General features: G+C 56.1%; 9 protein-coding genes. All 9 read left to right on the forward strand.

The features are described from left to right. Positions 1–19 precede the first annotated feature (19 nt). The 9 genes from RB_RS26070 to RB_RS26110 all read left to right on the forward strand — a co-directional run bounded on the left by RB_RS26070 (position 20) and on the right by RB_RS26110 (position 11806). A complete protein-coding gene (locus tag RB_RS26070) occupies positions 20–1267 on the forward strand; it encodes a peptidase MA family metallohydrolase (RefSeq protein WP_164922535.1) in 1248 nt (415 codons plus the stop codon). A 132-nt stretch (positions 1268–1399) separates the two neighbouring features. Further along, a complete protein-coding gene (locus RB_RS26075) occupies positions 1400–3478 on the forward strand; it encodes an HlyD family efflux transporter periplasmic adaptor subunit (protein WP_164922536.1) in 2079 nt (692 codons plus the stop codon). An 11-nt stretch (positions 3479–3489) separates the two neighbouring features. Then, positions 3490–4542: an HlyD family secretion protein gene (locus tag RB_RS26080; RefSeq protein ID WP_164922537.1), complete on the forward strand. Its 1053-nt coding sequence runs from the start codon at positions 3490–3492 to the stop codon at positions 4540–4542. Between the two features lie 20 nt (positions 4543–4562). After that, positions 4563–6671 carry an efflux RND transporter periplasmic adaptor subunit gene (locus RB_RS26085; RefSeq protein ID WP_231845991.1) on the forward strand — a complete coding sequence of 703 codons (2109 nt, stop codon included), beginning with the start codon at positions 4563–4565 and terminating at the stop codon, positions 6669–6671. A gap of 96 nt (positions 6672–6767) precedes the next feature. After that, on the forward strand, positions 6768–7337 hold the full coding sequence (locus tag RB_RS26090; RefSeq protein ID WP_007340070.1) for a peptide chain release factor family protein: 570 nt from the start codon (positions 6768–6770) through the stop codon (positions 7335–7337). Positions 7338–7343: 6 nt separating this feature from the next. Continuing rightward, positions 7344–8114 (forward strand): rhomboid family intramembrane serine protease, encoded by a 771-nt coding sequence (locus RB_RS26095; RefSeq protein ID WP_007324393.1) that lies wholly within the window; start codon positions 7344–7346, stop codon positions 8112–8114. Positions 8115–8242: 128 nt separating this feature from the next. Continuing rightward, positions 8243–9157 (forward strand): hypothetical protein, encoded by a 915-nt coding sequence (locus RB_RS26100; protein ID WP_164922539.1) that lies wholly within the window; start codon positions 8243–8245, stop codon positions 9155–9157. A gap of 139 nt (positions 9158–9296) precedes the next feature. Beyond that, positions 9297–10460 carry a purple acid phosphatase family protein gene (locus tag RB_RS26105; RefSeq protein ID WP_164923052.1) on the forward strand — a complete coding sequence of 388 codons (1164 nt, stop codon included), beginning with the start codon at positions 9297–9299 and terminating at the stop codon, positions 10458–10460. Between the two features lie 50 nt (positions 10461–10510). Continuing rightward, positions 10511–11806: a DUF1552 domain-containing protein gene (locus RB_RS26110; protein WP_011123786.1), complete on the forward strand. Its 1296-nt coding sequence runs from the start codon at positions 10511–10513 to the stop codon at positions 11804–11806. Positions 11807–11808: the final 2 nt, after the last annotated feature.

Consider the following 11808-nt stretch of genomic DNA (forward strand, 5'->3'; position numbering starts at 1 on the left):
CGGAACGGAGTCCTTCGGCATGGAAGCCAAAAACATCCGCCAATTCGTATCTGCACGTCTCGATGTTCAGAGATGGCTGAGCACCGTTGTGGCCTGTTTTGCGGTCTTGGCGTGCTTGGCCGACCAAGCCGACGCGGCAAACTATCGAACCCGCAACTTCATCGTCCAAGCTCCCAACGACCAGCTAGCAAAAGCCGTCGGGGATGCCGCAGAAAAGTATCGCGACGATCTGGCGAGCTATTGGACTGGCCGGCCTTTGCCTCCTTGGCCGACGCCCTGCCCCGTTCGCGTTGTCGCTGGCAATTTGCCTGCTCAAGGTGTGACCACTTACAACCCCGCTCCCGTTCGTGATTTCCAAATGGAAGTCGTCGGAACTCCCGAGCGAATTCTCGACAGCGTGTTGCCTCACGAAGTCACCCACACGGTTTTGGCGACGCACTTTGGTCGTCCTTTGCCACGTTGGGCGGATGAGGGCATCTGCACCACGGTCGAACACGATTCGGAAAAAGCCAAACACGAAGCCAAGCTGCGTGAGTTCCTATCAACGCGTCGCGGCATCGCGATGAATCAGTTGTTCTTGTTGACCGAGTACCCATCGGATGTGTTGCCGATGTACGCCCAAGGTTACTCGGTGTGCCGATTTTTGATCGAGCAACAGGGCCCTGAAACGTTCATCGATTTCTTGGGCGAATACATGCAACGCGGATCGTGGACCAACAACGTTCAGAAACACTACGGCTATGACTCGTTGGCTGAACTGCAAGAGTATTGGTTGGCATGGGTCGAAGCTGGCAGCGGTCCGGTCGCTCAATTTGCCAAACGCACGCCTCGCGGCAGCCAGCCTGGTTCCACCGGCGACATCGCATTGGCAAGTGCCACCGGACCGACGAACTCGGCAAACCATTCGCAAGTTGCACCTGCGACCGCACTTGCAGCAGTCGGCACGATGCAGCGTGACTCAGCTCGTTCGTCGTCTGGTTGGAATGCGACCGGACAAGTTGCAGCGACTGGTCCAGCACCGGCGGCAAGCAATGGTTCGTCATCATGGTATGTCCGCCAACTCAATCGCGAAGAAGATCGTTCAAATGTCGAACCGATTCCCGCCGGTGATCGCACCCCGATCGCACGAGTCAATCCAGATCGTTTGAACGAGGATGCATCGAAGTCTCGTTGGATGCCGCCTTCGGTTAAATCCAGCGGTCGTTACTCGGTGTCGACTCCGCAAGGCGAAAGCAGTGGATCGTTTGGTGGAAACCGTTGGCGTTGATCCGTCCATTGAAATCACGCATCTCATGGGAAATTGATGACGTCGACCGCGTCCAGCGAGCCGTTTGTCTTTGCACCCAGTGGGTCCGCTCCGTCTGGATCTGCTGGAAACGGCTCTTCCACGCGCGGTCCCATGAATTCCGCGACAGGCAATCCGTCATCTCAATCGCTGGTCGACCAAGCCCGACAGGAAATCACACAGATTGTTCGCGAGGTCGCTGCGGCGTCGCACGAACCTCGCAAACGAGCCGAGTACTTTCGGTTTCTTGCCGATCGCGTTCTACGTGCGATGGCAGGTCATGGCGTGGTCATTTGGACCCGTCCATTGCAAGGAGACTCCACCGCCGGGGACTATGTGGTCGAGCATCGTCTCGGTCGTGTGACTGATTCTGCATTGGTGGATGAGGCGGAACTGGTTCACCAATGTTTGTTGGCGGAAGTTGCGACCGAAGGCGTCCCCGTTGTGGTGCCGCCCACACCGGGAGCGGACCAGATCGACGTTCCCGCCAATCCAATGCCCTACCCAGCGGCAATTGTTCCAATTCGAATCGACCCGTCGACATCGTTACCGGAAGGGCTGATTGAAGTCTTCCTGGACGAAGGCGGAACCGCGGCAAGTCAACGCGGCGCTCTTCGCTTTCTTGCTCAAATGTCGGATCTAGCGGGTGAGTTCCTGCGGATGCGTCGGCTGAAAAAGCTCAGCCAGTTGCTCGATGCAACCGACCGTGTCGATGCCGCCGTTGAGCGTTTGCATCGAATGACCTCAACGGCGATGATCCAGGCCGCTTGGGTCGATGCCGCGGCCGAGTTGTTGCGACTGCCTCGTGTTGCCTTGTGCCGAGTTGATACGACGCAGCCACGAATCGTTGCGGTCAGTCACGTTGACCGCATTGATCAACACAGCGAAGCTGCCAAAGCAATCCGATTGGCAACGGGGCACAGTTTGCTTCCGCAACATGGGTTGTGGTTTGCCGATTGCCAAGATGCACCCTCACCGTCGGATTCGGACGACGCGGAATCTACGCCGGCTGATTCAGAAACGGTGCGTTCCGCCAGCGAACCATCTTGGGTGGTTGCGGCTCATCCCGATTCGCATTGGCGACTGGTTGGATTCACGTCGGATGAAACGGAGCACTTGTCCGAAGAAGTCTACTGGGGCACGTTGAATCGTTTGCTCGTCGGAGGGGCTTCCGCGTGGACGGCCGCACGCCGCATCGAATCCGTTCCGGGTGGACGATGGTTCTCACGCTTGCTCGTTGAGCCCGATTCCACATCCACTGATGCGGTTCGAAACGTCAGCGTCTCATCTCGCATTCGGCGTCGGCGTGCGAATCGTTCTCGCATTCGAAAAGCTGCCACTTGGTTTGCTGCGATGGTTGTCATCGGCATTTTGGTTTGCCTGCCGATGCCAAGCTTGGTGCCGGTCACCGGAGTGATTCGCCCAGTTGAGTTGGACACGTATCACGCCGCCAGCGACGCGGTCGTGGATTCATTGCATGTGGATCATGGCCAGATGGTACGTCGAGGCGATCTTTTGGCGACGCTGACGTCATCGGACTTGCAAGAGCAGGAAACCAGTTTGCTCGGCCGGCAAGCCGTGTTGATGCGACAGCAAGAACAAGTCAACCAAACGTTGATGTCACGTCCGTCCGCTCAATCCAATTCAGAATCGATTCATGACGGCCGCGAAGTCGAAGAAGAAATCGAATCGATCCGCCGGCAACTCGAAATCATTCGCGAATCCAAGGATCGCCTGGTCTTGCGAGCCCTTCGCGACGGGCGTGTGGATGCGTGGCGATTGCAGGAACGTTTGGCCAATCGTCCGCTACGTCGTGGGGATGATGTCCTGAGTGTGATTGCGGAAGACACGGCCTGGGTCGTGGATGCTCGCGTTCCACAAACCCGATTGCAGACGGTCGACAATGCATTGCAGTCCGAGACATTGACCGCCGATGTCGGAACGGCTTGGTCCAGTAAGATGAATCTCGTCGCCACCGCGGAGCGTTTTGGTCCCATCGTGCCCGATCCAACGGATGGGACGCCATCGGTGGTGATGCGATTGAGTTTGGACCAACCACCCAAGCTAGGTGATCAACCGCTCGCTGAGATGCCCGCTCGTGTCACCCTGCATTGCGGGCACACCCCCGTGGGATGGTTCTTCGTCCAGGACGTTGTGCATTGGTGCCAAGTCCAATGGGGAGGCTATTTTTAATGTGTCGTGCAATGAAGATGTGTCATTTGACAAAAACCATCGCGTGCTTGATTGCGGCCACTGGTTGGTGCCTCGCATCGGTTGACGCCGCTGATCCGGTTGAACGCCATCAGGTCGAAACCAATGTTGTCGAGGTTCGCGATGTTGTCGTCGACTTTAAACAACAGATCGACGTGCCAGCTCTACAAAGCGGTGCGGTCGCGGAAACGAGTGTGCGTCCCAACCAATTTGTTCGGCAAAAGGATGTGTTGGGCAAATTGGATTCGCAGTCGCTGATCATTCGACGTCGAGCGGCCTCGCTGCAGTATGAGTCGGCCAAGCTGATTACCAGTGACGACCTTGAAATGCAATTCGCGGAAACTTCGCTCGCCGAAGCGGAGGCGGAACTCGACGCCAGCAACGCGACCGAGCAAAAATTCAACGGTGCGGTGTCGTCCAATCAGTTGAGACGAATGCGATTGGCGGTCGAACGCGCTCGTTTAGAAGTCGCTCGTACCAAAAAGCAAATTCGCCAAGCCGAGATCGACACGCAACTCGCCGCCGCGGACTTGGCGTTGATCGATGACGAACTGGCACAATTGGAATGCGTCAGTCCGATTGATGGAGTCGTTTTGGCGGTGCATCGTGAGACGGGTGAGTGGATCGCCAAAGGGCAACCTTGGGTGACCGTCGCCACCGCCGGCGAGTTGACGTTGCATGCTCTGGTCGATGCCGATGAACTATCTCCGGCAACGTGCGTTGGATTAGACGTCAGTGTGCATTGGGGCAACGAAGCCGATGGGACCGCGAAAATGTTGGCGGGTAAGATCACGTCGGTCGATCCGACTCGCTTGCCTGGAAACCGCTTCCGTCTGCACGCAGAAGTTCAAAATCGCCGGCAAACACACGATGGTTCGATTCCACCGCGAACCGCAATCGTTCCTGGTTCAGGGCACAGCGTCGACCAACATTGGCAATTGTTACCGGGGGCCCAAGTCACGATGCGCATCTATCGATCACGCGATGAAATGGCGTGGCGGATGAAACTCGATCAACCTCAATCATTTCGCGGGAAAGTGCGGTGATGAACGGTTCGGAATCCACCATGAATTCCGTCCGTGATACGTCGGCTTTGCGGCAAGACTTGCACGCGTTGCCATTGCCCGATGGTCGCGGATTGGTCATCGTCGATGACATTGGAGGCCGCTTCGCTCGCACGACCAAACGCATTTGGCAATCACTTGTCGGTTCCGCGTCTCGAGGGCTCGAGCCAACATCGCCTACCGAGGCAACCTTTTGGGCACAGGCAAAAGCAGCGGGCTGGCTGAAACGTAACAGCACCGAAGCGGTCAACGTCCGGTCGCGGTGGCTTCAGTCACCCTTGTCGTTTCGCATTCCACTGGCATCGATTGATCCGGTGGCTCGACGCTTGGTTCCTATCAGCGGGCTCGTGTTTTCTCCGATGGCGGTTGTTCTGTTCAGCATCGCTGGGATGATTTCACTGTTGTTTTGGATGGTGCGATGGCAACAGTGGGCGGGTGCGGTTCCTTCGCTGCATAACTACCTGACATCACTGCAACCAATCACCATTGCGGCAACGTTTGTATTGACCAAGACCGCTCACGAACTGGGACATGCCGTTCTTTGCCGACGATTTGGATCGCGCTGTGGTGTGATTGGCATTTGGTGGTTGTGCTTCATGCCATGTCCCTATGTCGATGTCACGGATGTATGGCGACAACCCAATGCCACCAGACGTGGCGCGGTCATGGCAGCGGGGATTTGGGTTGAGTGGATCATCGCGATGGTGGCGTTGTGGGTTTGGTGGTTGGCGTCGTCTCATGACGTGCGCATGACCGCGATGAATGTGGTTTTGGTTTGTGGGGTCAGTACCGTTTTATTTAATGCCAACCCGCTGATGCGATACGACGGCTACTTCATCCTCAGCGATTTGTTGGACACCGCGAATTTGCGAGAGGAAGCTCGACGCGGATTGCGATTGATCCTCGTCTCGCCTCTCGCTCGGTGGACTCGATTTGGCAAACGCGTCTGGGCCATGGCGGGTTATCACTTGGCATCCAAGCTGTACCGAATCTCCATCAGCATCGCGATCGCAACGTTTGTCCTGCAGTGGGCCGCTGGATGGGGACTTTGGCGAATCGCAATGCTCATCGTTGCATTTGCAGTGGTTCGCTATGCGTTGTCCGGTGTTCGATCGCTTTTTCGCATGATCCGCGGAGGCGGTGGTTGGACGGGAGTTCCCGGTGGACGACGAGTCGGACTGGCAATCGGTTTTTGTATCGTCGGAGTCTCGATTCTGACGGTTCCCTTTCCTCGATATCGTCAGATCACAGGAGTCGTTCGTGTGCAAGATGCCGCGTCGGTCTACCTGCCTCGGGGTGGTGTGATCCAGGCGGTCGACGTTCGCGTGGGGGATCGCGTGGAAGTCGGGCAGCGGTTGGCGGAGGTTTTCGATCCCGCATTGGCGTTGAAGTTCGAAAAGACACGCGGGCAACAATCCGTAATTCAAGAACGCGTTCATTCGACGCGACTGGCTTCGTTGCGAACCGGAACATCCAGAAGAGACTGGCAGACGTTGGAGGCGGCTTCCGCCTCGCTGGCATCGAACCAAATGCAGTTGCAAAAACGGATCGATGCTCTGCGTTTGCTTAGCCCCAAGACCGGTTTAATTCTTCCCGCCTCAAAATCGAAAGCTGGATCCACGCAGAAACGCGACTGGAGAATGAGCGATCCGTTCACGCTTCGTCCGACCGTCGGGCAAACCACGGAAGATCGCGTCGAGTGGTGTCGCGTCGCCTCCAAAGCTCAACTGGAAGTCGTCTTGAAGATTGACGCGAAGGATCGAGATCGCATCGCGGAAGGCTCGCCGGTACGATTGACCGCGCCGACGATGCCGGGATGTAGGTTGGCAACCAGCGTTCGTGGTGTGTCGCCGTTGGAGATGGCTGGTCAGTCCGTTTCCGCACCCAAGGCAGAAGAAGAGCGTGCCTTTGAAGCGGTATGCGACTTTCCCATGGAAAGCATCTGCGAAGAAACCGGCGGTCAGGTGATCCACGATCTGTCGACCACTGATCGAGACCTGGACGTGTTGCTACGCTGGGACGGAGCTACTTGCCAAGCGGTGCTGCGATTGCCGCCTCAACCATTGTGGAAAGATGCAAAGCATACAATCGAACGGTTGATGGGCATCTGAGTCCGCCGTTCAAACTGATTTGTTGCCTTCGCTGTGTCTGATTCCTCCTCGCCATCTCCGGATTCCGCGCCCACGTGGCCGTCGCTGGGCGAACGCATGTCGCTTCCGATTGCGGAAGGCGTCCATCCCTGTCTCTGGACTGCGGAACAGTTGGAAAAACGCTGCCAGCTACGGACACAGTCTCGGAGCGGTCCGGGCGGACAGCATCGAAACCGAACTGCGTCGGGCGCGTTTCTGACGTTCGATTCAGGAGTCGCCGAAATGGGGCCGATCACCGCGGAGGCGACAGAACAGCGACAGCAAGGACGCAATCGCTCGATGGCTTTGGCACGCATGCGATATCTGCTCGCGGTCACGCTGCGTTCCGATTCGTCTCTTCATCCGCAACTCAAAGACACCGACGTTGTATTTTCAGAAGAGGAATCAGAGTTGCGTGATCGCTATCGCGGTTCACCTATGAAGCTGAACGAAGACAATGTTGCAAAACCCGGTTTGTTGACGTTGGTATTGAATGATCTTTGGTGTGCGGGCGGTCAACCCAGCTTGATCGCTCCTCACTGGAAGACATCGACCAGCAAATTGGTGAACCTCGTCCGATCGCACGCTCCGGCGTTGCGTTTGGTCAATCAAATTCGAAAGCATCACTCACGACCACCTTTGCGGTGATATTCAATGATTCCTCTCCGCGATGACATTCCTAGTCGCACCACTCCAGTGATCAACTACTTGGTGATCGGCTTGTGCGCATTGGCATTTTTGGCACAGCAAGCTTCGTCGGACCAAAGCGAAGGGATCATCAGTGGATTCGCAATGGTGCCGCTGCGATTGACTGACCCAGATGCCACGCCGGTGATGCAGCACCGCGTTGCGGTACAAACCCCACGTGGTGTCGAGATTCAGGAAATCCGCCAAGAGATTGGTCCTCCGGCGGTGCCCGCATGGGCGACCTTGATCACATGCATGTTCCTGCACGGGGGATGGATGCATTTCCTGGGCAACATGTGGTTCTTGTATATCTTTGGTGACAACGTCGAAGACCGACTGGGGCACTTTGGGTATGCATTGCTTTATATCGGGACGGGGGTTTTGGCTGGGCTGGCTCATTTGCTCAGCGATCCCGGCAGTCCCGTGCCGACTCTCGGCGCCAGCGGTGCGATTGCTGGTGTGATGGGTGCGTATGCTTTTCTTTACCCGCACGCTCGAGTATTGGCGGTTTTGCCGTTGATGTTTGTCTTTCCAACGTTTGTATTGCCCGGCCCAGTTTTTCTTGGGATTTGGTTTGTGATTCAGCTCGTCAACAGTCTTGGGTCGCTCGCCGGTGGTGAAGCCGGAGGCGTTGCTTGGTGGGCTCACGCGGGTGGATTCATTGCCGGGGCCGTGGCGGCACTGCTGATCGGCCGATCCCCGTTGGGACACGAGGCTGTCAAAGACCGGCGGTTCTGAGTCCGACAGCACTATTGCTGGCGGCATTTTGGAGAAGGCTGTCACCGGGTGAGCTGAAAACAGAGAAAGCACATCGAGCAACACACACCGCCACATGCTCGCGTTTCCTGGAGTATCATGCTTCGCCCATGAACACTCCCACCTCGCTCCCACCCGCCTCAACTGACGACACCGCAATCGGGCAAGCACCCGAGGCGGAGCGAATCTCACATTCTTTGGCGATGGCGGTGTGCTTGCGCATCGTGGTGGTTGTGCAGTGTTTCGGCTTGGGAGGCCGCTATTTGTTTGCTTCGTTGGAAACCGAAAGCGACGTTTATGGATGGCTGTATTTCGATTGTCATTGGTCGGAATCAATCGCTCAGTTGATCGACAACATGGGAGCTCTGACGACTCTATTTGCCGGTGGGGTTTTGTGTCTGAATGGATTGCTAATACAAAAACCGATGGGTGATTCTTCTTGGAGTCGTGTCGTTGGCTGGTTGGATCGGACGGCCGCGGTTTGGATCGCGATTTGGATGTTGTTGATCGCCGCCGCCCACATGATGCGAGCGGCGGTTTTCGCGGAATTGTCGCTTCCTGAACACGCGGTCCGCTACATCGCTCCATTGGCGTTGGCTGTTTGCGGCGGTGTTGGTGTCGCGTCGTGCGTGTCTTCGGCCCGGACTCGAATCGCGGTGATCATGTTGGCTGTCGCGGCCTCCTGCACATTCGCGGCGCACGGGTACAAGGCCTACCAGTGTTACGCTCCTTTCATTGATTTGATTTTGTTGTCCGATATGCAGTGGACAAATGCGGGATTCACTCAAGCGACGGCCGAGAAATTGTTGGTTGCGATCGGAATTGCTGATATCCTCGTCGCCTTGGTCTTGCTGGCTTTTCGCTCCCGAATCGCGGCGTTTTACATGGTCGTTTGGGGTTTGGTGACCGCAGCGAGTAGAATGACTGCTCTCGGGATGGAGGCTTGGCCTGAGACGTTGATCCGGATCGCAAACGGTGGTGTTCCACTGGTAATCTTGATCCACTGGACGACGAAGCGAAAATAGCCTCGACTCCCACCCCACCTCCCACCGCGTTTGCCATCACACACGGCATTGCACGCACCCCTCCCACCATCGAATTGACTCGCTGATGAAATCCAGGAAACGTACGCGCTCGCTGATTCTCGGCATTCTTTGCTGTCTGATGATGGGCAGCGCCACCGCACAGGCCGATGCTCCTTTGAATGGCACCCAACCTGCTCAGTGGCGAGTCATTTGGACCGCGGACCCGGCAACCAAAGCCACCATTTCTTGGAGTACCAAGGAAGCAGGGAGTTCGCACTCGGTTCGTTTCCGAGTCAAAGACAGTGATGACCGTTTGGCCGAACAGTTGGCTGAGTCCGGACGGTACACCGGTGGCGAGTTCGAGTCATATTATCACCACGCACGTTTGACCGATCTGCAGCCTGGAACAGCGTACGAGGTGCAAATGGTCAGCGATGCCAATGAGTCACCGGTCTTCTACTTTGTGACCGCACCGGCGACCGACCGCGACTTCAGCATTCTGCACGGAGGTGATTCTCGGTCAGATCAAGATGCACGTCGACGGATTAACAAGATGATCGCCGAGTTGGTCGAGTCTTCTTACGACAATGATGATTTGTCGGATGACATCTTGGCACTTGCCCACGGCGGCGACTACATCGTCACGGGAAAGAAGATGGAGCTTTGGTCGATGTGGTTGTCGGACCACGAATTGACGACTTCATCGGACGGACGTTTGTTGCCAATCATTCCCGCGCGAGGCAATCATGACAAAGGAAAACCGTTCAACGAAGTGTTTGGTTTTGCTGAAGATGATTTGAACTACTACGGGATCAATCTCAGTCCCCAGGTCCGCTTCACCACTCTGAATTCAGAAACCAGCACGGCGGGCGATCAGGCACAATGGTTGAAGGCGGAATTGAAAGCGTCTCGAGACTCCAATCGTTGGTTGCTCACTCAGTACCATCGCCCGGTTTATCCAGCGGTCAAAACACCCGGGGCTGGTTTGGTGAGCTGGGTTCCCTTGTTCGAACAGTACAACGTCGACTTGGTCTGCGAAGCCGACGGCCACAATATCAAACGCACCGTGCCGATCCGTGATGGAAAATCGGATGAAACCGGAGTGGTCTACATCGGCGAGGGTGGTTTAGGTGTGCCGCAACGGACCCCCAAGACCGACCGATGGTTCTTGGAGTCACCCGGCATGGCTGACCAGGGCCATCACGTATTCGTATTGAAATTTACCAAGGAAGCGTTGCATGGGACTTGCCTGCTACTGGACGGCACCATCCGCGACCAGTTCACACGCCCCGTTCGCAAGTAGCCGGTTACGTTCTTTACCGCAGCAAATTGTCTTTCCGAAACGAGTAGAATATGAGCATGTCCAAACCAAAGAATCCCGGTCGTCGTCGCTTTGTTCTTCGTTCTCTCGCCGGGTCGCTCGCGTTGCCTGGTTTGCCGTCGTTGATGGCCGACACGGTGGATCACAACTCACCGGTCCAGTCAACTCGTGGTGCGGGGACGGGTGCTCGTCGGTTCGTTGCGGTTGGCAACTTGCTTGGCTTCCAACAAAAGCATTTCTTTCCGGAAACACCCGGTCGAGAATTCGAAGAAACAACGTTGCTGAAACCATTGGCTGAAAACCGCGAACACATCAACATCTATCGTGGATTGGATCACGGGATTCGCGGCGGGCATTTTGCTGTGCACACGTTCCTTTCGGGTGTGCTGCATCACGAGTCAAAAAATCGCCGTGATGGCAATGTGACAATCGACCAATTCCTTGCGGATGAAATCGGCAAGCAAACACGGTTTGCGTCGTTGACCGTTGGATCGGAAGGAGGCATTCACGGCGGTTGCCAAATGTCATGGACCAAGTCGGGCGTCCGCGTGCCTCCGATCACAGGCCCAGCCGAATTGTTCGACCGGTTGTTCATGACAGAGTCGCAGCAACGACGTTCTCAAATGATCAACGAGAATGCGTTGCAAGCATCGATCCTGGATTCAATCACGGAAGAAGCTGGTTCGCTTTCGAAACGAGTCAATCAAGAAGATCGATCCAAATTGGATGAGTACTTCAGCTCGATTCGCGAAGTGGAAAAGCAGCTGGAAGTCCGCCGACGTTGGGCCGATCAACCGAAACCGGAAGCTCCGTTTGAGAAGCCAGCGAACACGAACACGGTGGACGACCTTCCGATGCTGTATGAGCTGATTGCATTGGCCTTGCAAACGGACTCGACTCGGATCGCGACGCTGGAAATCGGCGGCAGTTTTTTGCCTCAGAATCTTGGAATCGACAAGTCTTATCACAGCCTTTCGCATCACGGGAACGACGAAGAGACGATCGCACATCTGATCACCTTGGAGACGTACCAATTGGAACAGTTTGGAAAGTTCCTGACGCGACTGATGGCAATTCAAGATGGCGAGCAGACGTTGCTGGACTCAACCGCGGTGCTGTTTGGCAGCGGCATGGGCAACGGTAGCTCTCATACGAACTCTGACTTACCAATCGTGTTGGCCGGTGGCGGCTACGGTCGTGGTGAGTTTAAGAAGGTGGGTTCCGGCAACCGCAATCAAGTTCCACTGTGCAACTTGTATGTGGACATCGCTCAAAAAATGGGCGTCCAAACGGAGTCGTTTGGCACCAGCACCGGGAGCTTCTCATAACC

Source organism: Rhodopirellula baltica SH 1 (assembly GCF_000196115.1).
GTDB classification, from domain to species: Bacteria; Planctomycetota; Planctomycetia; order Pirellulales; family Pirellulaceae; genus Rhodopirellula; species Rhodopirellula baltica.